24 protein-coding genes and 1 pseudogene are annotated in these 26,908 nt (G+C 62.4%); 21 read left to right on the top strand and 4 right to left on the bottom strand.

Annotation, left to right across the window (positions count from 1 at the left end):
- The first annotated feature begins 147 nt into the window (after positions 1–147).
- The 4 genes and pseudogenes from EIP85_RS19405 to EIP85_RS19420 form a co-directional block, all read left to right on the top strand.
- On the top strand, positions 148–846 hold the full coding sequence (locus EIP85_RS19405; RefSeq protein WP_127903876.1) for a hypothetical protein: 699 nt from the start codon (positions 148–150) through the stop codon (positions 844–846).
- Between the two features lie 99 nt (positions 847–945).
- Positions 946–1,194: a helix-turn-helix transcriptional regulator gene (locus tag EIP85_RS19410; RefSeq protein ID WP_206615595.1), complete on the top strand. Its 249-nt coding sequence runs from the start codon at positions 946–948 to the stop codon at positions 1,192–1,194.
- A 163-nt stretch (positions 1,195–1,357) separates the two neighbouring features.
- Positions 1,358–4,084, top strand: a complete 2,727-nt coding sequence (locus tag EIP85_RS19415) for a VapE domain-containing protein (protein WP_127903877.1) — start codon at positions 1,358–1,360, stop codon at positions 4,082–4,084.
- Positions 4,085–5,011: 927 nt separating this feature from the next.
- Positions 5,012–5,258 (top strand): annotated as a pseudogene (locus EIP85_RS19420) (transposase domain-containing protein); the annotation flags it as partial.
- Positions 5,259–5,454: 196 nt separating this feature from the next.
- Here EIP85_RS19420 and EIP85_RS19425 read toward each other — a convergent pair.
- Positions 5,455–6,621: an alanine racemase gene (locus EIP85_RS19425; protein WP_127903878.1), complete on the bottom strand. Its 1,167-nt coding sequence runs from the start codon at positions 6,619–6,621 to the stop codon at positions 5,455–5,457.
- A gap of 301 nt (positions 6,622–6,922) precedes the next feature.
- Here EIP85_RS19425 and EIP85_RS19430 point away from each other — a divergent pair, with 301 nt between their 5' ends.
- The 11 genes from EIP85_RS19430 to EIP85_RS23510 all read left to right on the top strand — a co-directional run bounded on the left by EIP85_RS19430 (position 6,923) and on the right by EIP85_RS23510 (position 17,851).
- Positions 6,923–7,723: a M55 family metallopeptidase gene (locus tag EIP85_RS19430; RefSeq protein ID WP_127903879.1), complete on the top strand. Its 801-nt coding sequence runs from the start codon at positions 6,923–6,925 to the stop codon at positions 7,721–7,723.
- A gap of 433 nt (positions 7,724–8,156) precedes the next feature.
- A complete protein-coding gene (locus tag EIP85_RS19435; RefSeq protein ID WP_164871816.1) occupies positions 8,157–9,659 on the top strand; it encodes an ABC transporter substrate-binding protein in 1,503 nt (500 codons plus the stop codon).
- A gap of 75 nt (positions 9,660–9,734) precedes the next feature.
- Entirely contained in the window at positions 9,735–10,670 is a 936-nt protein-coding gene (locus EIP85_RS19440) for an ABC transporter permease (protein WP_127903881.1), read from the top strand.
- Positions 10,667–11,536 (top strand): ABC transporter permease, encoded by an 870-nt coding sequence (locus EIP85_RS19445; protein WP_127903882.1) that lies wholly within the window; start codon positions 10,667–10,669, stop codon positions 11,534–11,536. Before EIP85_RS19440 ends, EIP85_RS19445 begins: the two co-directional genes overlap by 4 nt.
- On the top strand, positions 11,533–12,522 hold the full coding sequence (locus tag EIP85_RS19450; RefSeq protein ID WP_127903883.1) for an ABC transporter ATP-binding protein: 990 nt from the start codon (positions 11,533–11,535) through the stop codon (positions 12,520–12,522). Before EIP85_RS19445 ends, EIP85_RS19450 begins: the two co-directional genes overlap by 4 nt.
- On the top strand, positions 12,519–13,289 hold the full coding sequence (locus EIP85_RS19455; protein WP_127903884.1) for an ABC transporter ATP-binding protein: 771 nt from the start codon (positions 12,519–12,521) through the stop codon (positions 13,287–13,289). Before EIP85_RS19450 ends, EIP85_RS19455 begins: the two co-directional genes overlap by 4 nt.
- A 30-nt stretch (positions 13,290–13,319) precedes the next feature.
- On the top strand, positions 13,320–14,759 hold the full coding sequence (locus tag EIP85_RS19460; RefSeq protein ID WP_127903885.1) for a serine hydrolase domain-containing protein: 1,440 nt from the start codon (positions 13,320–13,322) through the stop codon (positions 14,757–14,759).
- Positions 14,760–14,816: 57 nt separating this feature from the next.
- Positions 14,817–15,635 carry a M55 family metallopeptidase gene (locus EIP85_RS19465; protein ID WP_127903886.1) on the top strand — a complete coding sequence of 273 codons (819 nt, stop codon included), beginning with the start codon at positions 14,817–14,819 and terminating at the stop codon, positions 15,633–15,635.
- Between the two features lie 156 nt (positions 15,636–15,791).
- Positions 15,792–16,436 (top strand): helix-turn-helix domain-containing protein, encoded by a 645-nt coding sequence (locus tag EIP85_RS19470; RefSeq protein WP_127903887.1) that lies wholly within the window; start codon positions 15,792–15,794, stop codon positions 16,434–16,436.
- Between the two features lie 30 nt (positions 16,437–16,466).
- Positions 16,467–17,576, top strand: a complete 1,110-nt coding sequence (locus tag EIP85_RS19475; RefSeq protein WP_127903888.1) for a DmpA family aminopeptidase — start codon at positions 16,467–16,469, stop codon at positions 17,574–17,576.
- Positions 17,471–17,851: a substrate-binding domain-containing protein gene (locus EIP85_RS23510; protein ID WP_127903889.1), complete on the top strand. Its 381-nt coding sequence runs from the start codon at positions 17,471–17,473 to the stop codon at positions 17,849–17,851. The genes EIP85_RS19475 and EIP85_RS23510 overlap by 106 nt, the downstream gene beginning before the upstream one ends.
- 35 nt (positions 17,852–17,886) lie before the next feature.
- Here the strand turns inward: EIP85_RS23510 and EIP85_RS19485 are convergent, their stop codons facing one another.
- Genes EIP85_RS19485 through EIP85_RS19495 form a run of 3 tightly spaced genes read right to left on the bottom strand, consistent with a single transcriptional unit; the run spans position 17,887 to position 20,598 of the window.
- On the bottom strand, positions 17,887–18,645 hold the full coding sequence (locus EIP85_RS19485; RefSeq protein WP_127903890.1) for a hypothetical protein: 759 nt from the start codon (positions 18,643–18,645) through the stop codon (positions 17,887–17,889).
- Positions 18,635–19,630, bottom strand: coding sequence for a Gfo/Idh/MocA family protein (locus EIP85_RS19490; RefSeq protein ID WP_127903891.1), 996 nt, complete (start codon positions 19,628–19,630; stop codon positions 18,635–18,637). The genes EIP85_RS19485 and EIP85_RS19490 overlap by 11 nt, the downstream gene beginning before the upstream one ends.
- The gene (locus tag EIP85_RS19495; RefSeq protein ID WP_127903892.1) at positions 19,627–20,598 is read right to left on the bottom strand and encodes a Gfo/Idh/MocA family protein; all 972 of its coding nucleotides are present in this window, start codon (positions 20,596–20,598) and stop codon (positions 19,627–19,629) included. The genes EIP85_RS19490 and EIP85_RS19495 overlap by 4 nt, the downstream gene beginning before the upstream one ends.
- Before the next feature lie 120 nt (positions 20,599–20,718).
- Between EIP85_RS19495 and EIP85_RS19500 the strand changes: the two genes are divergently transcribed.
- From EIP85_RS19500 to EIP85_RS19525, 6 genes are all read left to right on the top strand, one after another.
- Positions 20,719–21,459 carry a FadR/GntR family transcriptional regulator gene (locus tag EIP85_RS19500; protein WP_127903893.1) on the top strand — a complete coding sequence of 247 codons (741 nt, stop codon included), beginning with the start codon at positions 20,719–20,721 and terminating at the stop codon, positions 21,457–21,459.
- Positions 21,460–23,046 (top strand): ABC transporter substrate-binding protein, encoded by a 1,587-nt coding sequence (locus EIP85_RS19505; protein ID WP_206615596.1) that lies wholly within the window; start codon positions 21,460–21,462, stop codon positions 23,044–23,046. It begins immediately after the preceding gene.
- Positions 23,047–23,123: 77 nt separating this feature from the next.
- A complete protein-coding gene (locus tag EIP85_RS19510) occupies positions 23,124–24,086 on the top strand; it encodes an ABC transporter permease (protein WP_127903894.1) in 963 nt (320 codons plus the stop codon).
- Positions 24,087–24,130: 44 nt separating this feature from the next.
- Complete coding sequence (locus EIP85_RS19515; RefSeq protein ID WP_206615597.1) at positions 24,131–24,970, top strand: ABC transporter permease; 840 nt, start codon at positions 24,131–24,133, stop codon at positions 24,968–24,970.
- A 13-nt stretch (positions 24,971–24,983) separates the two neighbouring features.
- Positions 24,984–25,904: a dihydrodipicolinate synthase family protein gene (locus EIP85_RS19520; protein ID WP_127903895.1), complete on the top strand. Its 921-nt coding sequence runs from the start codon at positions 24,984–24,986 to the stop codon at positions 25,902–25,904.
- On the top strand, positions 25,901–26,908 hold the full coding sequence (locus EIP85_RS19525) for an ABC transporter ATP-binding protein (RefSeq protein ID WP_127903896.1): 1,008 nt from the start codon (positions 25,901–25,903) through the stop codon (positions 26,906–26,908). The genes EIP85_RS19520 and EIP85_RS19525 overlap by 4 nt, the downstream gene beginning before the upstream one ends.

Here is a 26,908-nt window from a genome sequence, read left to right on the forward strand (position 1 = left end):
CCTCAAGAGCCCAAGAGACGCGGGCCGGTGAATATCGTGGGCTAAGACCCGCCATGCAACAAATTACATCGGAGCTGGCTAAGCGTTCCGATCTAAGTCCAGTAAGGTGCTCGCCCGGACATTCGATCTCCGAAAATGGTGGGTGAGATGAGTAAGCTAAAGGCTGCAGGTGATGAACCGGATGGCTGGGCCGCGCGCACCATCGAAGAAATAAAGGCTGACGGCCTGTCAGAGGCTTTGAATGTGGCTAGGGAGGAGATCAAGAATCTAAGTTCGGCGATGATCCACGAGCAAGGCCGTGACTGGACAAGATATTGGTACGAAATTGGTCTCACCGATACCTCCGATTTGCGCGACGATCCGTCTCTGACTGAAGAGCAAGCTGTTTTCCTTCTCAAAGAGGCCGAAACGAATGATGATGCCTTCGATCTCTTTCTGGAGTTTGTGGCATCATTTATTTCCAAAGGCGTGCCGATACCGGACGCCTGGAGGGTAAGGGTTGTCGATGAGCTGCGGGGTGTTCGCCCAAGACAGGGTTCCACCAAAAGGAAGAAAGGTCGGCTAAATTGGGTTAGGGATTATATGATCAATCATGTGGCTCGGTTGCTGTGCGATCGCTATGACATTAGTCTGACAAGAAATAAGGAAACTGAGGGAACGGCAGCAAGCGATGTGGTTTTCTACGCTCTGAGGGACTCAGGCTTTGCAGAGATCGGTTTTGGAACGGTGCAAAATAAGATTTTCGATCCGGAGAGAGGGGAAGGTGGAGATCTTAAGAGCAGATTGAACTACGAGGTCATCAGGACTCTCGCGTTGGAGGCGCGTTTCGACAACGCTTCCGAGTGATCGGATTCTGTACACGCAGACTCAGGCCTTGCCTGTGTACGCGACCTCTTTGAAAATCTGTCATACCTCCTGAAGCGAAGTCATACAGGAGGATTGGAAATGACAGATCATGACAAACCTATGGGCAGTGGGCTTGGTTGGACTGGTAGCGAACGGCCGGCCAGCGAATATCTTCGGCCACCAGCTGCGGCCATCTATTGTGGGTTATCGGAATCCAAGCTTGCGAAAATGCGCATGCGATTTAGTCAGTCGAAAGGTCCTCGATATCTGAAAATCGGCTCGGTGGTGATGTATCGGCGATCTGAGCTCGACGCTTGGCTGGACAGTCATATCGTTGAGGTCGACTAATGCATTGGCATGCGAGTGATGCGGGCTTGCTGGGATCGAATGCGGGCGTTCGACGCCACATGATTTTGGCCGGCCTCAGGGAAAAGCTAGGGTTTCGGTTGATAGTCGACACGGTGCGCTGGTTCTGTTGGTCGAACCGCGATGGGTCAGGCGAAACGCCTTGATGAGCGACATCGCACCATCCCGCTTTGCCATCTGCCACGGTACTCACCGCGGCAAGGGCAAAAACGATCTGTGGACCGCCACCAAGCTCTGGACCAAGTTCCAGAAGCCGATGGTCGATACGTCGATCACGTGGGCCAAGTACCTGAATCTGAACCCGTCCTCCCAGAAGGACCAGACCCTCAAGGCCGAACTGAAGGCCAAACCGGGCTGGTATAAGATGGGGCAGTATGAGGACGGTCGGCGGAAGCTCGGCCACCTCCTGGGCGTCTCCGCGATCTCGCTCGACCTGGACGATGTGCAGCCCGATCAGATCGAGCACATCCGCCTCGGCCTGGCCCCGATCAATCGCTTCGTCTGGATCGGCCACACCACCCGGTCGCACACCCCCGAGAAGCCCCGCTGGCGCCTGATCGTCTTCCTCGACCGCATGGTCGATCTGGACGAGGCCAACGCGCTCGCCCGCCTGCTCGCGACCCTGCTCGCCGACGACCCGCAAGAGGGCGTCGACATGTGCGACCAGGTGTCGTTCCGCAACAACCAGGCCATGTACTGGCCGTCGATCTCGGATGGTCAGCCCTACGAGACCGACCGGAACACCTCCGGTTCCATCGTTCGGGTGGACGAGTTCCTGGCCGAGCACCCAAACTGGCAGGACGTGACCACGCTGCCGCGGCAGGAGCACGAGAAGTCCGCCGCCGGCTCCGACCCGAACAAGCGGTTCGAAGACCCCCGCGACAAGCAGGGGATCATCGGCGCCTTCTGCCGGGCCTACGACATTGAGGCGGCCATCGCCGAGTTCATACCGGATGTCTATGTCCCGGGGGACTCGTCCGGCTCCGACATCCGCTACACCTATGCCCTGGGCTCGGCCGCCAATGGCGCCGTGGTCTACGACGACGGGCTGGTCATCTACTCGAACCACGGCACCGACCCGATCCAAGGCGGGGCGAACGCCTGGGACATGGTGCGGCTGCACAAGTTCGGCCACCTCGACGCCAAGGCGAAGGAAGACGACAGCCCGACCAAGCTCCCGTCGCACAAGGCGATGGTCGAGATGGCCTCGAAGGACAAGGCGGTCAAGCTCGAACTCATCGAGAACACCCGCGGGAAGTTCGAGGAGAGCTACGACGAGGACGACGAGTCGGAATCCGGCGATGATTTCGACACGTCGGGCGAAGATGACGATGCGACCGACACGTCCGACGCCCGCTTCGATGACGATGACGACGACTTCCTCGGTCTCGGGGAGACGGATGATGACGACTTCCTGGGTCTGAACGAGCCGGGCGAGAAGACCAAGCCCAAGAAGAAGCGCAAGTGGAAGGCCGACCTTCGTATGAACATGGAGACCGGCACCCTCGCGAAGTCGGTCCACAACGCCGCGCTCATCCTCCAGAACGACCCCGCCTTCCGTGGGCGGGTGGCCTTCAACGAGTTCTCGAAGAAGATCGTCTGCACCCAGCCCATCGACCTCCCGGACCTCACGACACTGGCCCGTGGGCCGGTGACGGCCGACGACCTGAAGCTGCACGGCGGCCGGGAGTGGCTGGACACCGATGATAGCGACGTGCGAGCCGCGCTTGCCGCGCCGAACGATCTCGGCGGCTGGGAATTCGATGTCGCCCTTCTCGACGTGCGGACGGCGGTCGATCTGGCCTCGCGGCAGAACTCGATCCACCCTCTCCGGGATCGCATCCGGTCGTTCCCCTGGGACGGCATGAGGCGGGCCGAGACGGTATTCATCGACTACCTCGGCGTCGAGGATAACCCCTACCACCGCGAGACGTGTCGGCTCTGGCTCCTGGCCGCGGTAGTGCGCCTGTTCGAGCCCGGCCACAAATGGGACTTCGTGCCGATCTTCGGCGGTGCGCAGGGGATCAGGAAATCGACGTTCGTGGATGTGATGTCGCTCGGCTACTCGGGCGCCCTGCATACGGACGTGAACAACCTGGGCCGCATGATCGAGTCGATGCTCGGCAAGTGGATAGTGGAGATCGGCGAACTGACGACGCTCTCCAAGGCCGACTCCGAGGAGGTGAAGCAGTTCATCACCGAGACCAAGGACACCTTCCGGCTGGCCTACCGGCACAACGCCGAGACCTTCAAGCGGACGTGCGTCTTCGGGGGCACGACCAACCAGGAGCAGTACCTCAAGGACGAGACCGGAAACCGCCGGTACTGGCCGATCCTCTGCAAGGTGCCGCAGATCGACACCGTGGCACTGGAGAAGGTCGTCCGGCAGATTTGGGCCGAGGTCTACACCTGGTATCTGGAGGCCCGCCGGGTCCAGCCGTTCGGCACGCTGCCGCTCTATCTGCGCGACGAGGAGTCGAAGCGGATCAGCGTGGCCCTCCAGGATGCCAGCCGCAAGGTATCGCCGGCCGAACTCATGGCCGAGAAGATCGAGGAGTGGCTGAACACGCCTCGGGACCTGTCCTCGATCACCGAGGGCGGAGACGACCGTTTCGACCGGGAGAGCGCGGGTGAAGGCGTCATGATGCGCCGGGTTCGAGCGGCGATGAGCGAGGTCTGGCATATCGGCCTCGGGCAAGACCGGGAGATGAACCACTCCGACACGACCACGCTTGGCGCCGCGATGCGGATGGTTCCCGGCTGGACGCAGGCACGGCGCCGCTTGAGCACTGGAGCCCGGACGACCATGATGACCCGCAACGGGTCCGATTGGGAAGCGGCCGAATGGGAGCCATTCGAGGCCGGAACCTGACTCGAATCTCGCATTTCAATATTTGGTAGAGCCGCCGAAAGGCGGCTTTTCCTTTTCCACGTTTCGTAGACTACCGGGCCTCCGGGCGAACTCACCGGGCGCTGCGCGCCGAAATGCCCGAAATCCTGGCCAACCTACCCGCTGTGGCCAACCTAGGCCGGAGATAGGTTGCCCGGGGTAACGCATTGGAATCAAACACCGATTCCGGGCCTGGCCAACCTGGGCAACCTGTTCTCCTAATGTGAGACGGTTTTGGGGCCCTTGCGTGGATTCGCGGGTGTCTCACCGCGCCTTCGGCGGTGTTTTCCGTTTTCCCTCTAGCAACTCTATTAGAAACAGGTTGCCCAGGTTGACCAGGTTGGCCACAGCCTTAAAAATAAGGGCGAAATGCTGGCCAACCTATGCGCAAGGGGGTCTGCCCAGGTTGGCCAGGGGCCTCGCTCGGTTCTCCACCAATCGTTGACACTGTGATCTTGAAAGCCTTGGGGCGCCAGCCGTGGGACCAACTCGACCGGCTGCACGGACGCCGGGACTTCGCTGGGGGTCACGCCGGGATTCCGCAGACCGCTCGCACGGAAACCCCAATGCCGACATGTGATATTATAACATAACGGATGTGCTATAGAACAATCCCAGAACTCTCGAATATCGCGCTCCGCGCCCCCCGCGTGCAGGGTCAACTGGGCAGAAGGACCCGCAGCGGCAGATTGACAACCATCTGCGGAAGACCTGCGTCAATTTCTCCGTGCGCCGAAACGTGAGGCTGTTCGACCGCGTAGTGCCGCGGAGTCGCGCCGAATGAATCGAGGTGCCATTGCAAGGCGCCGAGCCGGAAGAGCCAAGCCGGAAAAGCGCTCAAGAAGCATTCGCGCGGCTGCCTCGCCCATTGCGTGTCGCGGTTTAGAGATGGCAGATAACCGCCCCGGAATGTCGGACGGCAGGGTCTGCCTTACGAACAATTGTGCCGAGAGATCACTGCGGGGGGCGCTCTCGGCAGAAAATCATGGCTCTTTGCCGGCTCAGAACGCGGGGGCCGCCGCGCAGCCTCCAGTATTCCCTGATCGGCTCGGCGAAGCTCAACGGCATCGTCCCGCAGGCCTGGCTTGCTCGTGTCATCGCCCGCGTCTCGGATATGACGGTCTCACGCCTGCCCGAGCTACTGCCCTGGGCCTGGAATACTGCCGTGTCACGTCAAGGCCGACTGACCGCGGTTCTCCGCGAAGGCCTACCTTACAGTTTCCGACAACCACCTGCGCGACTTCCGGGTCTTGATTGTCAGTGGACCTATTGGCTTTTCGACACAATGATCGGACCCGCTCGACCGCTCCAGCGCACTAAGCCGTGGCTCGTTGAAAACAAAGCTCTGTCAGTCAGGTGGAAGCGGATTGGGGTAAAGGAGCCTGGCTAGAGGTGCATCTGGCGTCGACCGGCACCGCCGTGCATCGGCCTGAGGTTCGAACCATCACAAAACGGTCAGTCAGATTCATGACGGGGCAGGCATGATTTGGAATGATCCGTAGCTTTTCGCCAACGGCCAGCGGGCGCCCCTCACGGGCGATGAACCCGTGTTCCTCCGACAGCTGGGAGATGACGAAGGGCTGGTCCGACGGGTTGTTCAGGCGCACCGCTATGCCGAAACCCGGAATATTGTCGGAGCCGTGCGGCCCACGATCCGAGCTGAGCACCTTCGATCCGGCGTCGATGATCGCGTACTGCTGGTTCGAGCTGACCACGCTCGCCAGGACGGTTAGCGCGACATCTTCTGGCCGGGCAGCTCCGAGCGAAATCTGCATCCGATCCAAGAACACGTAATTGCCGGGTCGGATCTCCGTGATGCCGTCCAAACCATCGTTCAGCAGAACCGTAGGTGTGCTGCCGACCGAGACTTCGGGCACCTCCAGCTTGGCAGCTTCGAGCCGCGCCCGCATGTCGGCCATGGTCGCGCATTCTTCACGGGCAATCCGTCGTACTGCATCGGCGCTGCCCGAAGCATAGGCGTGGCCCGCGTGGCTCAATATCCCGGCAAAGGCGAGGTAAGGGGCCCTGGCGATGGCAAGGGCCAGGCTGACCGCATCTCGGGAGTATGGATCGACCCCACAGCGGTGCAGGCCGACATCGATTTTGAGTTGCACCTCCGTGTGCTGACCGAGCGCGTGGCTGGCGTCGGCGGCGACTGCCACAGTCTCGGGGCTGTCCGCGATCAGTCGTAGCGCGGTACCGTGACGTGCGGCCGCGGCGAGGACTTCACGTACCACCTGCGGATGGAACAGCGGGTACGCTAGGGTGATCGCCGTAAAGCCTGCCTCGATAAACACCATGGCTTCGGCCGGTTTCGACGCAGTGATCCCGCTCGCGCCCAGTGCTATCTGCGCGCGCGCGAGCCGGATCGACTTGTGGGTCTTGATGTGCGGGCGCAGTGCCACGCCGCTGCTACGGGCCAAGTCGGCCATGCGGTCGATGTTGGCCAGCATACGGTCTTCGTCGACGCAAACGCAGGGTGTCAGCAGGTCATTGAGGGAGTCGCAGACACCCAGCATCTCTGTTCGATCCTTTTCAAGGGTTAGCTGAGTGCAGCTGGCCCGCCCTACCGCAACTGGCGGAATCCGTGCAGTTTATAATAGTAAAAAAAATTCTTAAAAGAAAATTTTACCCTTGACGGTGATCACTCCCATTCGCATGGTTGCCCCATCGGTGGGCCCGGCGAGTGGTCCGCAGGGCTCGCCCGTAGGGTCTAGCTCGACGGGTGAGCGAGCCGTAGCGCGAGACCCGGACACCAGGGGCCGTAATTCGATGCCCCGCCAGTCCCGGCCTCCAGGGGGTTGAGGAGGCCGCATCGCCATGAAAGTTTTTCTGAGCGCCGACATCGAGGGCACGGCCGGAATCGTGCATTGGGACGAAGCCACCCGAACCCATTCCGACTATGCCGAATTCCACGCGCTAATGACCGGTGAGGTCGTCGCGGCCTGCGAGGGTGCCCGCGCGGCAGGGGCTGACGAGATCGTTATCAAAGATGCCCATTCGAGTGCACGGAATCTTATCCTAGACAGGCTACCGGATTATGCCCGCATCATCCGCGGCTGGTCGGGCCACCCCGATCTGATGATGTACGGGCTTGATCCGGATTTCGCGGCCGCGATCTACACCGGCTACCACGCCAAGGCAGGCAGCGATGCCAATCCGCTGGCCCATACGCTCACCGGGCGCATCAATCGGCTCCTTCTGAATGGCGAGATGGCCTCAGAACTTACGCTCAACGCGCTCTGCGCTGCTGGTTACGGCGTGCCCTCGGCGTTCCTGTCGGGCGATGCCGGCATCTGTGCCGACGCGGAGGCGATGCTGCCCGGGATTGTGACCGTCGCAACGCTGGAAGGTGCCGGCTATGGCGCCTCTTCGCACTCTCCCGAGCGTGCGCGGGCGATGATCCGGGAGGGCGTGGAACGAGCCCTATCGAAGGACATGGCCGGCCAAATCCCAACGATTGCCGACCGCTTCGAGATGATCATCGAGTTCAATAACCCATCAGACGCCTACAAGGCGTCTTGGTATCCTGGCGCGAAGGCCCACGGGCCCTGCGCCGTGGCCTTCGAGACAACCGACTTCTTTGAGATCCAACGCGCCCTGAGGTTCATTTGCCTTTGACCCCCGAGCTTGACTTGGCCGTCGATCGGCGCGGGAAGGTCGGCAGACCCCGTCGCAGCCGGCTATCCCGGTCGCCTCCACAATGGAGGTGCGCTTCGCGGAAGCCCTTTCCCGAAGCTCACTCAAGTCAAACGCAAAAGCTTCAATTTCTGCCTCTTCCGACGCAATTGGTGAAGTAGCCTTGGTGAATAATTCAGCGCAACGGACCCTAACGCTATAGTTATCGGGCACATCCTGAGTTTCGCTGTATAGTTCGGGAAACCGAAGAAAAATGACTGAGAGCAATCAGCATAATTGGAGTTCCGATTCGGAAAAGACATCAAATGCCGCACGAAGGGAACCAGTGGCCATAACCTTAAATCCACAGGGAGTATCTACAATGAAAGCATCACCAATCGGCTCATGCCTACTTGGTCTGGCGGCGGGGGTCGCAATGAGCGTGAGCCCGCTCGCGTTTTCCGCCGCGAGCGCCCAGGACACGCCAGTGCGTGGCGGCAACCTTGTCATGCTCCGGGCGGAGCAACTTCGCACGCTCCTTCCCTCGCAGCCGACCGACAATGCCTCTATCTGGGTCATTGAAGAGGTCTTCGACACGCTCCTCTTGCCTAAGGCGGACGGAACAGGGGTGGTTCCCGATCTGGCGACCTCGTGGACGCAATCCTCCAACGGGCTCGAATGGACCTTCCATCTGCGCCACGGCGTGACCTTCACCAACGGCCAGCCGTTGACCTCGAAGGATGTGAAATTCTCAATCGAGCAGACTGCAAAGCCCTCCAGCCCCTTCGCCTTCATCGATGCCTCGATCGCCAAGATCACAACGCCCGATCCCTATACGGTCGTGATAACAACGAAGAAACCCTTCGCGCCGCTGCCCTCCGACATGGCAATCTTCGCCAACTCGATCGTGCCCTATAACTATGCCGGCATGAAGCCTGCGGACTTTGCAAAGCATCCGATTGGCAGCGGGCCGTTCATGCTGAAAAGCTGGACGCCGGGCGTGGAGGCGACTTTCGATCGCAATCCGCACTATTGGCGCAAAGGCCTGCCCTATCTGAATTCGATCACCTTCAAAACCGTGGCCGACAGCAACACGCGGGCCAATGAAGTGCAGGGTGGTCAGGCTCAGATCGACGAGTTTCCCGCATATTCCAGCATCTCGGCACTACAGAACTCGGGCGGGTCTGTGAAGGTCGGCACCTTCCCCTCCAGCCGGGTCGACTTCCTGTCGATCAATAACACTAAGAAGCCTTTCGACAACGTCGACGTGCGCCGGGCCATCGCCTCGGCGATCAACAAGAATACGCTGGTGAAGGTGGTGCTGTTCGGCCATGGCACGCCGGCCGGCGCCTACATGTCGCCAAGCTCCTGGTCCTTCGACAAGAGCATCAAGGGCTATCCCTACGACATGAAGGCGGCCAAGGCGTATCTGAAGAAATCGCCAGTGCCGAACGGTTTCTCCGGCACGATCATGGTGGCCAGCGGGAACTCCGACCAGCAGACCATGGCGCAGATCATCCAGGCCTCGGTGGCCAAGCTCGGCATCAAGCTGACGATCCAGACGCTCGATCCCTCGGCGGCCTATGAGGCGCTGCAGAACGGCAATTACGAGATCGGCTTCGGATACGATACGACTGATATCGTCGACCCCGACGAGATCATCCGTTTCGTCGGCTCGTACGAAGGCGGGTCGCACTCGCTTTATTCCTTCTACAAGAACAAGCAGATCGACGAGTGGATCAACAAGGCGGCGATGCTGAACGACCAAGCAGCACGGCAGAAGCTCTACTTCAAGGTAGAGGAGCAGTGGAACAAGGATTCCCCCGACGTGCCGCTGTTCTACACGCCGGAAGTCTATGCCTATTCGGGTAATGTCCACGGCTTCCATCCTTTCGTGACCGGCAATTACGGGCTGGTCAACGTCTGGATGTCGAAGTGATCCTGTGATCCGGGCGGGGTCTGGCGGCGGTGCCGCCGGGCCTTGCCCGTCCACCGGTCTCCTCAGGAAGGACTGATGCTGAGATTTCTCACAAGGCGCATGCTGCTTCTCGTTCCCGTGGTCCTCGGAGTTGCTACGCTGACCTTCATGCTGATGCATATGGCGCCTGGCGACCCGGCGCGAACCTATCTCGGCGATCGCGCCAACCCCGCTGCGATTGCCGCCCTGCGCCACGAATGGGGGCTCGATCAACCGCTCTGGCGCCAGTATCTTAACTTCATGGGCGGCCTGGCTGTCGGTGACCTCGGGCGGTCGATGTTCTTTCACGACCGGATTATCACCCTTCTCGCGATCCGGCTGCCGCCGACGCTCTGGCTCATGGCGATGGCGACGCTGTTCAGCATTGTGATCTCGGTCCCGCTCGCAACTTGGATGGCGGTGAGCCGGGGCGGAGCAGTCGATGCCGGGGTGCGCAGCTTCAATGCCATAGCGCAGGGCACGCCGCTATTCTTCACTGGTGCGGTACTGATTGCGATTTTCAGTCTCAATCTGCACTGGTTCCCCGTCGCGGGATACGGAAATACCGTTTCGCAGCATATCGCTTCGCTCATCCTGCCCTCACTCTCGGTGGCGCTGGTGATCGTACCGTTCCTTATCCGGGGATTGCGCGGTGCCCTGATGGACGCGCTGAACAGCGAATACGTGAATTTTGCGAAGGCGAAGGGGCTCAATCGCAGGGCGATTTGGATCAATTATGCATTGAAGAATGCATCCATTACCGGGATCTCCATTCTCGGCATACAGGTCGGGTATTTGGCCGGGGGGTCTCTTGTGATCGAAAATGTGTTTGCAATCCCCGGAATGGGAACCTTCCTGATGAAAGGGATTCTGAACCGTGATTTCCCTGTCGTGCAGGCGAGCGCCTTAGTGTTCGCGCTTCTGGTGATCTTCATCTATCTGTTGACGGATATCGCTTATGGGCTGTTCGATCCGCGGGTGAGGCTGAAATGACCGAGGCGTCCCAAATCACCGAACGCGTCGGGCCGATGATGCGCACCTCCCGCAGTGGACGGCGGCGCAACCAGCATCTGAATTTCGGGGTGGCGATCGTCGGCATCGTCGTCATGATGGCGATCTTCGCGCCACTGCTTACGCGCTACAGCCCGATCGATCAGGATTTCTCTGCCACGCTGCAAGGGCCGAGTTGGACCCATCTCCTCGGCACCGACAACCTCGGCCGCGATCTGTGGAGCCGTATCCTCTATGGTGGGCGGATCGACCTGTTCCTGGCCACCGTCGCCGTGGCCGCGCCGCTCGTTATCGGCACGGCGGTCGGGGCCCTCAGCGGCTATTTCGGCGGCTGGTTCGACGTCATCGTGATGCGGATCGCCGATATTGTGGTGGCCTTTCCCTTCTACGTCCTCGTCATCAGCTTGGTCTTCATCTTCGGCAACGGCGTGGGCAGCATCTTCGCCGCAATTTCCATTGTCTCTTGGGTCGCCTATGCCCGTATCGTTCGGGCTGAGGCCCTGGTGATCCGCTCGACCGACTTCATGGATGCGCTCCGCGTTGGCGGCATCGGCACCGTGCGCATCGTGTTCCGCCACCTCGTGCCCAACGTCGTGAGTCAGGCCATCGTCTATGCGATGAGCGACATCGTGGCCAACATCGGGGTGATCGTCACGCTAAGCTATTTCGGCATGGGTATCGTGCCGCCGACGCCGGACTGGGGCAGCATGATGGCGGACGGCCAGCCCTTCTTTGTGGGCGGTTATTACGGCTTGATGGTCATCCCGGCGCTCGCCGTCATCGTCACGAGCTTCGGCCTCTCGCTGATTGGCGATGGCCTTGCCAATGTGCTCAGGGTGAAGAGATGAGCGAAGCCAGTGCGCGCGGCGTTGCCCAGGCCGGCAACGATGCATTGCTCGAGATCGACCGCCTCTGCGTTTCGGCCCGGATCGAGGGGCGGGACTGGCAGGCGCTCGACAACGTCTCGCTCACCGTGCGGCGGGGCGAGGCGCGCGGCCTCGTTGGCGAATCCGGGTCGGGCAAAAGCATCACCTTGCGCGCGGCGATGGGACTTCTGCCGCAGACGCTCTCCGTGAGTTCCGGCGGCGTACGCTTCAAGGGTAGCGACCTACTGACAGACGGAGGGAAGTCTTTGGCCGCGATCCGCGGCACCGGCATTTCCATGGTCTTCCAGGAACCGGCGGTGGCGCTCAACCCGGTGCTGCGGGTCGGCCGGCAGATCGTCGACAGCGTCGCTTGGCGGCGCGGCTGGGGCCGGAAGCAGGCGCGGGAATTCGCGGTCGAGCTGATGACGCAGGTTGGCATCCGCGACCCGCAAAGATGGGTGGACGCCTATCCCCACCAGCTCTCGGGCGGCATGCGGCAACGCGTGATGATCGCCGCCGCCATCGCCTGCGAACCGGAGATGATCTTCTGCGACGAGCCGACGACCGCGCTGGACGTAACGGTACAGGCGCAGATCCTGAAGCTTTTCAAGAAGCTGCAGGATGATCTGCACGCGGGCTTCCTCTACGTCACGCACGACCTTTCGGTGGTGGCCGAATTCTGCAGCACGCTGAGCGTGATGTACGCCGGCCGGATCGTCGAACAGGCCGACGACCTCAAGGCGATGATCGCCGCGCCGGTCCATCCCTATACGCGGGCGCTGCTGGCCTCGGTGCCACGCATTAAGGGCCCAACGAAGCGGCTCAAGGGGCTCTCCTCCTCCGCCCCGCCGCTGACCGAACGGTCGCAGGAGCCCGGGCCGTCGCTGGCCGAGGTCGGGCCCGGCTGGCAGGCCGCGCCGGCGAGCAAGGAGGAGATCGAACTCTTCAGCGCTGGAGGCGAGGCATGAGCGGCTCGGAGCTCGTCGCGGAGAAGATCTCCGTCACCTTTGCCACGCGGCGGCACGATCCCGGTCACCGCGCCCTGACCGATGTGAGCTTGCGCGTCGGCAAGGGTGAGATTGTCGGCCTTGTCGGCGAATCCGGCTCTGGCAAGTCCACCCTCGGCCGGGTGATTGTGGGGCTGCAGGAGAGCTACACCGGCAGCGTCCGCTTCGACGGCGAGACGCTCGCCCACCGGCGCACCATCGCGCAGCGCCGGGCGATCCAGATGGTCTTCCAGGACCCCTACGCCTCGCTCGATCCCCAGATGACGGTCTGGCAGATGCTCGAGGAGTTGCTTGTCGTCCACCGCATCGGTGGCACGCGAGAGGCGCGGCGCGAGCGCTGCGGGGAGCTGATGCGCCTCGTCCACATGCCGGCGGGCCTGCTCGACGTCCGCCCGGCCGGCATGTCTGGTGGGCAGCGCCAGCGGGTGGCGATCGCACGCGCGCTTGCAGTCGATCCCAGGCTTGTCGTGGCGGACGAGGCGACATCGGCACTCGACGTCTCGGTGCAAGCCGGCATCATCAATCTCTTCGCCGACCTGCGCGACAAGATTGGCCTGTCGATCCTGTTCATCTCCCACAACCTCGCCGTTGTCCGTTCGCTCTGCGACCGGGTGGCAGTCATCTGTCAAGGCGAGATCGTGGAGGTGGCCGCTACCCAGGCCATCTTCGACGCCCCGCAACACGACTACACGCGGCAGCTCCTAGCTGCTGCGCCCGATCTGCCATAGCGCCACGAGAGCCGCAGCGAAGAGGACCCGATGCCATCAGCGAGCACCCGCGCCGATTTCGACGAGATGAAATCCGAGATTTCCGCTTTCTTCGAGGCGCGGGTGCGCGAGGGCCGGACCCCCGGCACCTTCTTCACGGTTTTCGATGGAGACGGGGTGTTGTTCGAGGGCGGCTTCGGTTGTCGCACCCTCGACGGGCCGGCGCCCGACCGGCAAACGCGGTTCCGAATCGCCTCCTGCACCAAGAGTTTCACGATCGCCGCCCTCCTCACTCTGCGCGACGCAGGCAGGCTCGTTCTCGACGAGCCGGTCACCACCTTCGTGCCGGCTTTGCGCGCCACGCTGCCGACCGGTTCCCCGGTCGCACCGACGCTCAGGATGCTTATGTCGATGGCAGGGGGCCTACCGACCGACGACCCATGGGCAGACCGGCAGGAGTCGCTCTCTCGCGAAGCCTTCCTCGCCATCCTGACGAAGGGAGTACGCTTCTCCACCGTGCCAGGTAGCAGGTTCGAATATTCCAACCTCGGCTTCGCGCTTCTCGGCCAGGTGATCGAGGAGGTCACCGGCCAGACCTTCCCGGATTTCGTGGCCGAGACGCTCCTGCGCCCGCTCGGCCTCGGGATGACGACATTCGATTATACCACCGTGCCGAAAGAGCAGATGGCCACCGGCTACCGTCCTGTGGGCGGCGACTGGCTGGCCCTGCAGCTGAGCGAGCCAGGTGCCTTCTCCAGCATCGGCGGGGTGATCTCCACCGGCGCGGATCTCGCGAAATGGGCCGCTTGGCTCTTCGAGGCGTTCCGCGACGATGTGCCCGAGCGCGGCCCACTCTCGGCGGCGAGCCGGCGCGAGATGCAGCGGGTGCATTGCCCGATCGCTCCTGAGCCGGGGGAGGGCCTGCTATTGAAGGGCTACGGCTTCGGCCTGATGGCCGAGACGGACGCCCGCCACGGGCTGACTGTCCACCATTCGGGCGGTTATCCCGGCTTCAGCTCGCATATGCGCTGGAGCCCGGAGGCGCAGATCGGCATCGTCGGATTCGAAAATGCGACCTATTCCGGCGCCTGGAAGCCGGTTGCCGCTGGGCTCCGGCGTATTCTTGACCGGTTGCACCCGGACGCACCGACGCCCGAGCCGCCGGAGGAGATCGTCGTCCTCGGCCGCAAGCTGGTCTGGCTGGTTGCGAACTGGGACGAAAGCGTGCTCGCACAACTCTGCCTCGAAAACGTCGCGATGGACCGCCCCTTCGCCGAGCGTGGCGCGGAACTTGCCGGACTCGTCGCAAAGGTCGGCTCGCCTGATGCCGGTCACATCGAGATCCGACCGGCCGACACGGGGATGTTCGGCCGCTTCGAGGTCCGGATGCCGTGCCGCACCGGAGTGATCACGGCCACCGTCTGGCTCGGTCCGCCGGAACCAGCACGCATCCAGATGCTCGCCTTCCGGGTCGAGGCGACCGATCCGTGATCGGCAGAGACGACAATCGTTTCCGGGGCCCACCGTCCGGAGCAGAGGGAGCGTAAGATGAAGGTCTATATCTGTGTTGACATCGAAGGCGTGGCCGGCGTGGTCAATCCCCAACAGGGGATGCCCGGCAACCCGGAATACGAACGCGCCCGCCGCCTGATGACGGAGGAGGCCAACGCCGCCATCGAAGGCGCGCTGGCCGCCGGAGCTGAAACCGTCGTCGTCAACGACGCTCACGGGCCAATGACGAATCTCGTGCCGGAGATGCTCCGGCCCGAGGCGTCCTTTATCATCGGCAGGCCCAAGCCCTTCAACATGTTCTCCGGCCTCACACCGAAGTTCGACGCGGTGTTCTGCGTCGGCCATCATGCAAGCGCCTCCGGCTTCGGCGTGCTCGCCCACACTACCAACGGCTTCGCCTTCCGCACGGTCAGCATCGACGGCCAGCGGCTGGGCGAGCCCGGGATCTACGGCGCCTATGCGGGTGAGATGGGCGTGCCTGTTGTGCTCGTCACCGGCGACGATCGCTGTGCCGCCGAGAACCGGCCTTTCTTCCCCGATGCGGGCTTCGTCGTAGTCAAGACAGCACTGGCCAACCGCGCTGCACAGGCAATCTCGGTACAGGCGGCACGCGACGCGATACGCGCTGGGGCCGAGGCGGCGCTCGGCGCGGAGAAGCGGCAAGCCCCTTTCGTGATCGAAAGGCCGCGTATGGTCGAGTTCACGCTGACGCATCCGTCGCTCGCCGATCTGGTTGAGGCGTTGCCCCCGGCCGAGCGGACGGATGCCGTAACGGTCCGCTTCGCGATCTCCACGGTCGCCGAGGCAATCGGCTGGATGAACGCGATCTCCGCCATGTCAGCGGTCTTGCGCTGAGGCCACGCGGGGCGAGGGGATCGATTACGCCGCTTGAACAACGGCTCCGCATGATCCAGAACCCGGAGACTGGGACAAAAGGGGACCAGACCTGCCGCCACCCGCGGTTTGCATTATCCCGGAGACTCGTAGGAACCGTATCAGAGAACTTTGACGATGGACCTCTCAGGTAACCAGATTGGCGAGCGCATAAAGCATCTGCGCAAGGAGCGGGGCTGGACGCTGAAGGAGCTCAGCGGCCGGGCGCAGGTCTCGACGGCGACGCTGTCGAAGATCGAGAACGCCCAGGTTGCTGCGACCTTCGACACGCTGGTCAAGGTAGCCCAGGGCCTGAACGTCACCTTCGATAGCATGCTGATGGATGTCGGCGCCTCGCGCGCAGGTGGACGGCTGGTCGTCACCGGCCCCGGCGACACGGTCCATTTCGCCACCAGCATGTATGACTACGAGGTGCATTCCGGCGAGCTGCGACGCAAGCGAATGATTCCGCTCATCATGAGGATCAAGGCCCGCTCGCTCGAGGACATCACCAATTGGAGCTCGCATGCCGGTGAGGAGTTCATCTTCATCATGAAGGGGACGGTCCGGCTCTACACCGAGTTCTACAGCCCGGTAGAGCTCAAGGTCGGCGAAAGCGCCTATATCGACAGCGAGATGGAACATGCCTTCGTTAGCATCGGCGAGGGGGAGGCCGAGATCATCTCGATCTGCCTCAGTACGCAGACGACGCAGGCCTTTTTCGCGGCCGCCGGCATGTATGAGACGAGCGACCCACCGGACCGGTCCCCGCCGTCCAAATAGAGGGCTCGCGCCGGCGCAAAGGAGGCCAGCATGACCCAGAAACCCCGTGCCCGCGCGCTCGGCCTGCCGTTCCGCGGAACGCCCGGGCCGTTCAACGCAATCACCGACGTGCCCGGCGTCCGCGTAGGCTTCACCACGCTCACCGATCCCGCGCGAAAGATGCGGACCGGGGTGACCGGGATCCTGCCGCGGCCCGATACCGGCCGGCCGAACCCGGTCTGGGCCGGGTTCCACGCGCTCAACGGCAACGGCGAGATGACCGGCGTCCACTGGATCAACGATGCCGGCTACTTCCTCGGCCCGGTGCTGATTACCAACACCCACGGAATCGGCGCCTGCCATCAAGGCGCGATCGAATGGATGATCCGCACGTACGACACCTACTTCCGCGAGGAGCACGCTTGGGCGATGCCCGTCGTTGCAGAAACCTACGACGGCGTGCTGAACGACATCAACACGGCCCATGTTTGCCCGGAGCACGCGGTGGCTGCGCTCGAGGCCGCTGCCTCTGGCCCGGTGGCCGAGGGTTCGGTGGGCGGCGGCAACGGAATGATCGCCTACGAGTTCAAGGCCGGCACCGGCACCGCCTCGCGCCGCGTGGAGATCGGGGGAGAGAGCTATACAGTCGCCGCGCTTGTCCAAGCCAATTTCGGCATCCGCGAATGGTTCAACGTTCTCGGCGTCCCCGTCGGCCTAGAGATGCCGGTGAAACCCTTCCGCGGAGCGAAGGAGGAGGTGGGCTCGGTCATCGTGGTACTCGCCACCGACGCGCCGCTGTCGGACACGCTCCTGCGCGGGCTTGCCAAGCGCGCGGGGATGGGGATCGCGCGAACGGGAACGCCGAGCGGCAACAGTTCCGGCGACATCTTCTTGGCCTTCTCGGTTGCCGACGAGATACCCACGCCGTCGAAGGCGGGCCATGTTATCACCCGCCACAGCCTGAACTGGGACGAGATGAACCCGATCTATGAGGCCGCTGCCCAAGCGGTGGAGGAAAGCGTGATCAACTCAATCGTGCAAGGGGAGGATGTTCCTTGCATCAAGCCGGTCGGCGGCATCTGCCCAGGGATCGACACCGCGCGGCTCTGCGAGGTTATGGCGACCTACGGTCGCCCCGGCCGACCGCCGGTAGTGCGATAGGTAATGGCCGAGTCGAGACGTTTTCGGCAATTCGGGCGCTTGGAAAGTCCATTCCAGACGACGTTTCTCTCATTTCCTACTTCGACGCCGATTGGACGAGGGTAACCGCGCCGGAAGTCACCGTTGTGGACCAACCCATCTATGAGCTTGGCAAGAGCGCTGCTGACCTGGTCCTCGCACGGATTTCGGGGGGCGTTGACGAGCACCGGCGCCTCGTTGTCCCAACCCGGCTGATCGAGCGTGGTTCAATTGGCGAAATCCACAAGAGGCTCTAAGAAACGCCGAGCCAAGCCAGTTCGGATGCAGACATTCAGCCTGGACGCTCGAGAAGATGGACTTCGATTGCCTGATAGTCCCCAAGCGCAATTGAAACAGAAGAGACCTTTGGCGCATTCAACAGATTGACGAGCGAGCCGGTGGTCACAACGGTGCCTGTGCGCAGAGTCCCAAAGGGCTCCGAGGGGTGTCGGGCGTAAGCGAGGAGTGGAGCCAAGGCGTCGCCAAAAGGATGTTTGGCCTCGCCCAAATAGTGGGCTCGATCGTCAATCAATGCCTTGACCGCCAATCCGTCGACCGCTGGCAGCTGCGGGATGGCTTGGCGTCCGATCACGTAGCCCATGCTCAACAAGTTGTCGGCGAGCGCGCCAAATCTTCCTGCCTTTGTTCGATCGTCGAGGCGGGTGCCGATGAGCTCGATTCCAACCGAGAAATGACTGACCGCAGCAAGCACACCTGCCCGTCCGGCGGACGCGTGTTCGGCTGTGAGATCCTCGCCAAGAACGGCGGCAACTTCGATTTCCAGTCCGAGAAAGGTGCCTTCGCCGACCACGAGGCTTGCTCCGGATGTCACCACTTCGTCGGACAGGATGGGCGCGACCAGGGCCGTTTCGCCGGAAAGGGACAATTTGACTACCGGGGCACTCTGACCGAGCCGTCGTCTGACGGCGGCCTGAACAGCCATTGCCTGATCTTCCGAGAGCCCGCTCAGTTGTTCGGCGCCGACCAGTGGTCCAGCGCCGGTTCGTGCCGCGACCAAAGCGCCAGCAATCAGGTCAATTTCAACGGTCATAAGCGATCTCCACCTCCGCACGCTCATCGTTGGCACGATATGCCGCTTCGATGATCGCCAGGATCTGACGCGCATCGTCCGCCGAGACCGGCGGAGCGGCCTGGTCAAGTATGGCTGTGCACATAGCTTCCCATTCCCGTACGACCGCCCGATGCATCCATTCCGGTTCGAGCGAGTCGGGTATCTTTTCGAATGTGCCGTTTCGTCCGAGCCAGAGCCCGCTGCTGAAATCAATGCGAAGGGCGCCGCGTTCGCACACGAGATCCATCGCGAAGCTTGAGCCGCCGTCACGATAGCCGATGCTCTGGACCTGTCCGATAGCACCGTCGGAAAATCGCAAGCCGATGAGCGCGGTATCGTCCGCCTGTTGCTGATGAAAATGGCTACCCATCATAGCCGATACGCCGACCACGTCCTGCCCCATGAGCCACACGAGCCGATCGAGGGCATGGATGCCGGCCGTCATCAGCATCCCGCCACCGGTCTCGCGATGCAGATGCCATGGCCTGCGGTTTCCTTCCATCCAGAGCTTGATCATCCCGCTTGTGCCGACGGCCGGCAGGCCAATGGCTCCCGACCGGATGATCTCCTTCGCCATCAGGCAAGGGAGAGCGAAGTGCATCACGTGCCCCACCATAAACTGGACGCCCGCCTCGCTGACGGCGTGCGCGATCTCGTCACAGTCTGCCACGGATGGGGCCATGGGCTTTTCCAGGAGGATGTGCTTGCCGGCCCGTGCGGCGCCGAGGGCAATCTCCTTGTGCAGGTGGTGGGGGGTCGCGATAACCACCGCATCGACATCGGGATCCTCGAGAAGGACTTGCCAGTCGGAATAGGCCTTGCCTCCGTATTCTCTTGCGAAGACTTCCGCCTGTTGTTGGTCTTCTCTGCAGACAGCAACGATCTCCAATCCTTCGACCTCGGTTATTGCCCGCGCGTGGACGGCGCCGAAGTGACCCGCGCCGATGATCCCGATACCGATCATTGTTTTGCCTTTTCGTATGCGACGTCGATGAGCCGCATTGCTTTGACATAGTCTGCAAGCGTGACGGCCGGTGGTCGGCCGGACGCGAGCCTTTCTAATGTGTCGATCATGAATCGGCGGTAGCGAAGGGAGGTCGGCTCTGGCGGAAGTTCATATCTCTGGCCGTCATCCAGACGGACGGCGAAGGCCATGTCGCCGCGATCGATCAGAGTGGTGTTTGTGGTCGCGATCCGCCATTCGAAATCGCCGCCGGGCTCCATCGAGGCATAGGTGTAGCCGGTTTCGATGACAAAGAGTGCGCCGCTTTCGTCGCACAGAACGACGACCGCATGATCCTCAATGGCCTCATTGGTGTGGATCCTCTTCCCAATATGGCTCGATGCCACTCGAAGCGGGCCGCGGGCGAGTGAAATTGCTGCGTCCACGCCATGGATGCCGAGATTGCGCAGTGCGCCACCGCCTGCAATGTGCGGGTCAAGGATCCAGTCCACCCCGTCCAGCCGGTAGCGCTTCGGGGGGCCGTTGATCAGGCGGAACCCCGCGTGGCGGACGTGCCCGGTGTGCCCTTCGGCCATCAGTCGGCGAAGCTCTGTCATCGCGGGGCCATGCCGGTTGGGCAAAGGCACGGCGACAAAAGCATTGTTATGTGCCGCCTCAGCCAGGAGCGCCTCCAGCTGGACTGTCCCTGCAGCAGCCGGCTTTTCAAGGATCATCGGCATTCCCATGGCGAAGAGTCGTCTCGCCAGGTCGGGGATCTCTCGCGGATGCCCCATCAGGACGGCGAGGTCCGCACCGGCGAGGGCGGCCTCAGGTGTCGCCGCATTGGGGATCCCGGTGCGCGCCGCGAATTCTGCCGAATGCGCTTCGCTCGCATCCCAGGCGGCCACGATTTCGGCGCCGGCGGCCAGGGCGGCCTCATGGTGCATCTTTGCGTGCCAATGACTCGTTCCCAGCAACGCGATCTTCATTTTGACTCCCTATCCGATATGGGGTTGTGGGATATCCCATATGTTGCTATAGCACAAGCCGCGAAGTGTGCCGCGCCTTTAAGTGTGGGCCGATGAAGAAAGAGAAACGGGACCCTGAGGATGGAGCGCCAAGTGACGATACCGCAGGTCGAGCGTCCGCAGCTGCTGCACGTGACCGTGCAGGAGACGCTGAAGGGATACATAGAAAGCAATGGGTTGCGGGGCGGGGATCCGCTGCCGGCCGAAGCTATCCTTGCGCAGCAGCTCGGGGTTGGTCGCAACTCCGTCCGGGAGGCGATCAAGGCGCTCGAGTCGCTTGGCATTCTCGAGACGCGCCGCGGAATCGGTGTCTTCGTGAAGGAGTTTTCCTTCGAGCCCTTGCTCGACAACCTGGCTTACGGACTGCAGGACTCACTTCGCAGCGTCGATGAGCTTCGGGAGATCCGTAGCGTCCTTGAGACCGGTCTGATCGAGAAGACGATCGAGATGATTGGTCCGGAGGACCTCGCGGAGCTTCGTGAGGTAACGAAGCGCATGAAGGCGCGCGCCGAGCGCCACGAGAGCTTCGCGGCGGAAGACCAAAGGTTTCACCAGCTGCTGTTTCGCTGCCAGGGCAACAGCATGCTGAGCGCGCTGATCGACATCTTCTGGCTCGCCTTCAACAAGGCGTCGGACTTCAGCAATCTGCAAAACCCCGATCCGCTGAGCACCTGGCGCGACCACCACGAAATCGTCGAGGCCATAGCCAACCGGGACGTGGAGTTGGCGAAGTCGCGGTTGCGCGACCACTACAGCGGCATCCGCGACGTGATCGGTCGGAGCCGCAAGGCCCTGAACCAAGAAAAATCAGAGGAGGAGTGAATGATGAACGTGAAGACGGTGTCGCGGGGCCTCATGCTTGCGGGCCTGATGATGGGGGCGGCGGTGCTGCCGGGGCCCGTGCTCGCGCAGGGCAAGACCATCACCGGTGGATTTGACGTCGGGCCCGGCGGGTTCCCGAAAAACTTCAATCCCTTGGCGGCCACGGCTGGCTTCACCTGGCTCACGACCTATTACGAGCCCTTGGTGATCTACAATGCGGGCCTTTCGAAGATCGAGGGCGATCTGGCGTCGAGCTATTCGCTTAGCCCGGACCAGAAGACCTACACCTTCAAGCTGGTGAAGACGAACTGGCAGGATGGTGCGCCATTCACCTCTGCCGACGTGAAGTTCACGCTGGATCTGGCGCGCAACGCCGCGACCGGCAGCGTCTTCGTCGCACGCCTCGGCGCTATCGCCGACGTCGAGACGCCGGACGATCAGACCGTCATCCTGAAGCTCAAGAGGCCGGACAGCGGTCTACTCTCGACGCTGACACAGGTGATGATGCTTCCGAAGCACGCGCTCGCTGACAAGGCGCCCGCAAGTCTTGCGACCAGCTCCTGGTGGTCGACGAAGCCAATCGGGACGGGGCCGTTCACCTTCAGCCGGTACGTGACGGATCAATACGTGGAATTGTCGGCCAACGACAACTACCGCGGCGGCAAGCCCAAGGTGGACCATCTCATCAACCGGTATTTCGCGAATGCTGCCGCGGCCGTCTCCGCGCTCCGGGCCGGTGAAATTCAATTCACCTATGTCGAGCCGGACGACGCGCGAACCTTCGCAGGCAAGCCCAATTTCCGCGTGATCGAAGGCTCCTCCTATGTCGTGAACTACATCGGCTTCAATCAGAAGGTTGATCTCTGGAAGGATGTCCGGGTTCGCCAGGCCGTCATGTATGCGATCAACCGCGAGGCCATCATCAAGAGCCTCTACGGTGGCGCCGCGAAGGCCGCACAATGCGGATATGTTGCGCCGCAACTGGTACCGTCCGGGCTGAACGACTACGCCTACAACCCGGCAAAGGCGAAGAAGCTTCTCGCCGAGGCCGGTTGGAACAAGATCAACGGAAGCAAGCCGATTACCTGGCTGACCTATTACGGTAGCCAGCAGGCCGCAAATGTGATGGCGGCCATCCAGTCGATGCTCGCGCAGGTTGGGATCAATGTCGTTCCTCGGGTAGTCGATGCGCCGACCTACAACGGCATCGTCTACAAGCAGAACAATCCGGACTGGAGCGCCTTCCCGATGGTCTATGCCGGCCTGCAGGACGGACCGAACCCGGCCAGCATAAACGTCGGGCTGAACAAGTCACAGCTTCCGCCCGCCGGCGCCAACATCATGCGGGTGCAGTTCAATGATCTGAGCGCAGCCTTCGACGCGGCCCTGGGCGAGACCGACAAGACCAAGGTCGACGCGAGGTGGCAGGATGTCTGCCGTCTGATGAACAAAGAGCTGCCTTGGGGAACGATGTGGGCGGCCAACCGCTACGGGGTCGCCTCGAAGAAGCTGGTCAACTTTGTCTGGACTCCGGCGCCGGCCGGCGGCCCGTTCGCCGACCATCCGGAACAGTGGGACATCAAGTAACGATCCTCCCCAACTGCGGCGGCGCGACAGATCGCGCCGCCGGCCTTTCGTCCGCCTCCCTCCGACCTGGACCGATCATGCTTACCTATATGTTTCGGCGTCTTGCCGTCGGGCTTGCAATGCTCCTGGCGCTGAGCGTTCTCGTCTTCATTCTGTTGCGCCTCGCACCGGGCGACCCCGTGGCGGCCTATATCAATCCCTCCGCGCCTCTGTCGCCGCAAGCGCTGGCCGAATTGCGCGCCCGGCTCGGTCTCGACCAGCCTCTGCCCGTGCAGTATCTGGCCTGGCTGCGGGCCGCGCTCAGCGGGAATTTCGGATACTCGATCCAGCGCGGCGGTGTGCCGGTTCTGCCTCTGGTCCTCGGGCGGGTGGGCCCCACTGCCTTGCTCATGGGAACCGGTCTCGTCATTGCCACAGTCGCCGGAATCGCGACTGGAATCGTCAGCGCGGTTCGTCGCAATTCATCGCTGGATGTCGCGCTTTCGGCGGTGGCATCGCTCGGTATTTCCAGCCCGGCGTTCCTGACGGCGCTGCTGGGCCTCTATCTGTTCGCGGTCAAGTTCCACGTTGCACCGGCCGGCGGGATGCTGACGCCTGGCGTACCATTCTCGCTGACTGACCTTCTCGCGCACCTGATCCTGCCCGCCTGTCTTCTGTCGCTCGGCTATGCCGCAATGATCATGCGCTACATGCGGTCGTCACTGCTCGAGGTGCTGAACCAGGATTATGTGCGCACCGCACGCGCAAAGGGAGTCCGGGAAGTCTGGGTGATCCTGAAGCACGCCACGCGCAACGCCTTGCTTCCGGTCATAACGCTGATCGGATCGACCATCGGCGTTGCAGTCGGCGGGGCGATTTTCCTGGAGAGCGTCTTCAACTGGCCGGGTATGGGGCTTCTCCTCGTCGATGCCGTGAGCAGCCGCGACTACCCGGTCATCATGTGCGCGACGCTGATCACGGGAGCCGGCGTTATCCTCGTCAATCTGCTGACCGACTTGCTCTATGCGGTCATCGATCCACGAATTCAGGTGTCCAAATGAGCGCTACCGCACCGAACGATGTTGGCATGGCACCCTCGGGGTCAATGATGCGCGCGACCTTGCGCTTCCTGTCCAATCGCGCCGCCGTCATGGGACTTGTGATCTTTCTTCCGATTCTTCTGGCGATCTGCACCTACAGCCTCTGGTGGCCCTATGGGCCCAACGCGATCGATCTGTCCGCTCTCAACCAAGGCCCCTCGATGACGCACTGGCTTGGCAGTGATGGAGTCGGCCGGGACGTGTTCGCGCGGCTCCTGCAAGGCGGGCGGACATCGCTGACCGTGGCGGTCGTCTCTGTGGTCATTTCCACGGCGCTCGGGTTCCTTGTGGGGGCGCTTGCCGCCTTCGGAGGGCGCTTTGTGGATGGCACGCTCATGCGGCTTGTCGATCTGGCCATGACGCTTCCCCCGGTGATCTTCCTTCTCGTGCTTGCGTCGATCGCAGGGACCGGCCTGTTCCCCACAATCATGGTGATTGCGCTGCTGTCGTGGCCCGTTCTGTCGCGCATGGTGCGAGCCCGGCTGATGGAGCTTCGCGAACGTGACTTCGTCGTTGCGGCGCGGGGCATGGGCGCCGGGATACGCCATCTGCTTCTGCGCCACGGGTTGCCCAACTGTATGGACATCATCGTGGTCTTCGCGACGCTTCAGATCGCCAACGCTGTGCTGCTGGAGGCGGGCCTGTCGTTCCTGGGCCTCGGCATCCCACCGCCGGAGGCGAGCTGGGGCAACATGCTCAACTCCGCCAGGTCCAGCGTCGTTCTGGAACAATACCCCTGGCAATGGATGTTTCCCGGCGCCGCCCTGGTGCTGACCGTTCTGGCCATCAACTTCATCGGCGACGGTCTACGCGATGCGTTCGATCCGCGCTCTGATCTCAATTAGCAAAGGCTCTGAAATGCCCCTCTTTACTGGCGTCGTTCCTCCGGTCGTCACTCCTCTCAACCCGGATTTCACCGTCGATTATGCGTCCTTCACCCGGGTTCTCGAGCATCTGCTCGCGGGCGGTGTGCATGGCCTCTTTGTGCTCGGCTCTACCAGCGAGGTTGTCTTCCACGACCTGGCGACACGCAGAAAGATCGTCGAACATGCACTAAACGTTGTTAACGGGCGGGTGCCCGTGCTCGTCGGCGTGATCGACCCGACCACCGATCGCGTGATCGCGCATGCGCGGGAAGCGAAGGATCTGGGTGCAGACGCGGCGGTTGTCACCGCGCCATTTTACACGCGCACGAACCAGGCCGAAACGCTCGATCACTTCCGTTACGTGCGGGACGCGGTGGATCTGCCGTTGATCGCCTATGACATCCCGGTCTGCGTCGGCCTGAAGCTTGAGCGCGCAACGACGGTCGCACTTGCGCGCGAAGGGACCATCGTTGGGCTCAAGGATTCAAGCGGCGACGATGGCAACCTTCGCTACGTTCTCGCCGATATGAAGGAGGACAAGACCTTCTTCGGCATGACCGGCTCCGAGATTGTAGTCGACAGCTGCCTTGCAATGGGCGCACACGGCGTTGTCCCCGGCCTCGCAAACGTCGATCCGCTCGGCTACGTCCGGCTTTGGAACTTCATGAAAGCCGGCGATCACGCTGCAGCGAGGGCAGAGCAGGAGCGGCTGTGCGCGCTCTTCGAGATCGTCTGGGTCTCGTTGGGTCGCACAAGTGCGGGCTCGGCCGGTGTCGGCGCGTTCAAGACCGCAATGCGCAGTCTCGGTATCATCGCCAGCAACACCATGGCGCGGCCGCAGCGGGCGCTGAACGAGTCCGAGACCAGCCGGATCGACGCCATTCTTTCCGCGACCGGGCTGATGGCAAAATGAAGGACGCCGTGCTCGATATCTCCGGCCTCACGACCACGTTCACCATCGGCGGGCGGGCTATCCCGGCGGTCCAGGATCTCGACCTGGCCATCGCTGCGGGGGAAACCGTCGCCCTGGTCGGTGAGTCGGGCTCCGGCAAATCCGTCACGAGCCTCTCGATCATGGGGTTGCTGCCGAGAAGAGTGGGGCAGGTAGCGGCAGGCTCGATCCGGCTGCGCTGCAAGTCGGGGCAAACGACCAGTCTGACAGGGCTTGACCCGGAGTCGCTTCGGCGGCTCCGCGGCAACGATGTCGCAATGGTGTTTCAGGAGCCCATGACCAGCCTGAACCCGGTATTCACGGTCGGCGAGCAGATCGCCGAGCCGATCCGGATTCACCTGGGCAAGTCGCATCGGAGCGCGGCGGCCGACGCGGTACGTTTGCTCGGCGAGGTTGGCATTCCTGATCCCGAGAGGCGCGCGAAGCAATATCCGCATGAACTTTCAGGCGGCATGCGTCAGCGGGTCACAATCGCGATGGCGCTCGCCTGCGACCCGCAGCTGCTGATCGCCGACGAGCCGACAACGGCCCTCGACGTGACCATTCAAGCCCAGATCCTCACGCTCATGGCGAAGCTTCAGGCCGAGCGCAGCATGGCAGTTCTGTTCATCACCCACAATCTGGGCGTCGTCGCAGAGATCGCGGACCGGGTTGCCGTAATGTATGCGGGCCGGATCGTCGAGACCGGTCCGGTGCAGGACGTTTTTGACCACCCGCGTCATCCATACACCAAGGGCCTCCTCAGATCGGTGCCGAAGCTCGGGGAGGCGGCCCAGCTGAAGGCGCAAGGTCGGGACCTGCCGACCATTGCCGGAAATGTTCCCTCATTGCGCCACCTGCCTCCAGGTTGCGCCTTCGCGAACCGCTGCGAGCTCGCAACGGAGAGCTGCCGGGCCGCGGTCCCGGTGCTTGAGGAGGTGAGCTCGGGTCGCCACGCGCGCTGCATCCGCTGGCGGGAGGTGTAA

Origin of the sequence: Solirhodobacter olei (assembly GCF_004010155.1) — a bacterium.
GTDB lineage: Bacteria > Pseudomonadota > Alphaproteobacteria > Rhodobacterales > Rhodobacteraceae > Solirhodobacter > Solirhodobacter olei.

What these genes read in the sequence shown, in the direction of transcription:
- EIP85_RS19405 (WP_127903876.1), top strand. Translation starts at nt 148, where the DNA reads ATGAGTAAGCTAAAGGCTGCAGGTGATGAACCGGATGGCTGGGCCGCG.
- EIP85_RS19410 (WP_206615595.1), top strand. Translation starts at nt 946, where the DNA reads ATGACAGATCATGACAAACCTATGGGCAGTGGGCTTGGTTGGACTGGT.
- EIP85_RS19415 (WP_127903877.1), top strand. Translation starts at nt 1,358, where the DNA reads ATGAGCGACATCGCACCATCCCGCTTTGCCATCTGCCACGGTACTCAC.
- EIP85_RS19425 (WP_127903878.1), bottom strand. Translation starts at nt 6,621, where the DNA reads ATGCTGGGTGTCTGCGACTCCCTCAATGACCTGCTGACACCCTGCGTT.
- EIP85_RS19430 (WP_127903879.1), top strand. Translation starts at nt 6,923, where the DNA reads ATGAAAGTTTTTCTGAGCGCCGACATCGAGGGCACGGCCGGAATCGTG.
- EIP85_RS19435 (WP_164871816.1), top strand. Translation starts at nt 8,157, where the DNA reads ATGAGCGTGAGCCCGCTCGCGTTTTCCGCCGCGAGCGCCCAGGACACG.
- EIP85_RS19440 (WP_127903881.1), top strand. Translation starts at nt 9,735, where the DNA reads ATGCTGAGATTTCTCACAAGGCGCATGCTGCTTCTCGTTCCCGTGGTC.
- EIP85_RS19445 (WP_127903882.1), top strand. Translation starts at nt 10,667, where the DNA reads ATGACCGAGGCGTCCCAAATCACCGAACGCGTCGGGCCGATGATGCGC.
- EIP85_RS19450 (WP_127903883.1), top strand. Translation starts at nt 11,533, where the DNA reads ATGAGCGAAGCCAGTGCGCGCGGCGTTGCCCAGGCCGGCAACGATGCA.
- EIP85_RS19455 (WP_127903884.1), top strand. Translation starts at nt 12,519, where the DNA reads ATGAGCGGCTCGGAGCTCGTCGCGGAGAAGATCTCCGTCACCTTTGCC.
- EIP85_RS19460 (WP_127903885.1), top strand. Translation starts at nt 13,320, where the DNA reads ATGCCATCAGCGAGCACCCGCGCCGATTTCGACGAGATGAAATCCGAG.
- EIP85_RS19465 (WP_127903886.1), top strand. Translation starts at nt 14,817, where the DNA reads ATGAAGGTCTATATCTGTGTTGACATCGAAGGCGTGGCCGGCGTGGTC.
- EIP85_RS19470 (WP_127903887.1), top strand. Translation starts at nt 15,792, where the DNA reads ATGGACCTCTCAGGTAACCAGATTGGCGAGCGCATAAAGCATCTGCGC.
- EIP85_RS19475 (WP_127903888.1), top strand. Translation starts at nt 16,467, where the DNA reads ATGACCCAGAAACCCCGTGCCCGCGCGCTCGGCCTGCCGTTCCGCGGA.
- EIP85_RS19485 (WP_127903890.1), bottom strand. Translation starts at nt 18,645, where the DNA reads ATGACCGTTGAAATTGACCTGATTGCTGGCGCTTTGGTCGCGGCACGA.
- EIP85_RS19490 (WP_127903891.1), bottom strand. Translation starts at nt 19,630, where the DNA reads ATGATCGGTATCGGGATCATCGGCGCGGGTCACTTCGGCGCCGTCCAC.
- EIP85_RS19495 (WP_127903892.1), bottom strand. Translation starts at nt 20,598, where the DNA reads ATGAAGATCGCGTTGCTGGGAACGAGTCATTGGCACGCAAAGATGCAC.
- EIP85_RS19500 (WP_127903893.1), top strand. Translation starts at nt 20,719, where the DNA reads ATGGAGCGCCAAGTGACGATACCGCAGGTCGAGCGTCCGCAGCTGCTG.
- EIP85_RS19505 (WP_206615596.1), top strand. Translation starts at nt 21,460, where the DNA reads ATGATGAACGTGAAGACGGTGTCGCGGGGCCTCATGCTTGCGGGCCTG.
- EIP85_RS19510 (WP_127903894.1), top strand. Translation starts at nt 23,124, where the DNA reads ATGCTTACCTATATGTTTCGGCGTCTTGCCGTCGGGCTTGCAATGCTC.
- EIP85_RS19515 (WP_206615597.1), top strand. Translation starts at nt 24,131, where the DNA reads ATGATGCGCGCGACCTTGCGCTTCCTGTCCAATCGCGCCGCCGTCATG.
- EIP85_RS19520 (WP_127903895.1), top strand. Translation starts at nt 24,984, where the DNA reads ATGCCCCTCTTTACTGGCGTCGTTCCTCCGGTCGTCACTCCTCTCAAC.
- EIP85_RS19525 (WP_127903896.1), top strand. Translation starts at nt 25,901, where the DNA reads ATGAAGGACGCCGTGCTCGATATCTCCGGCCTCACGACCACGTTCACC.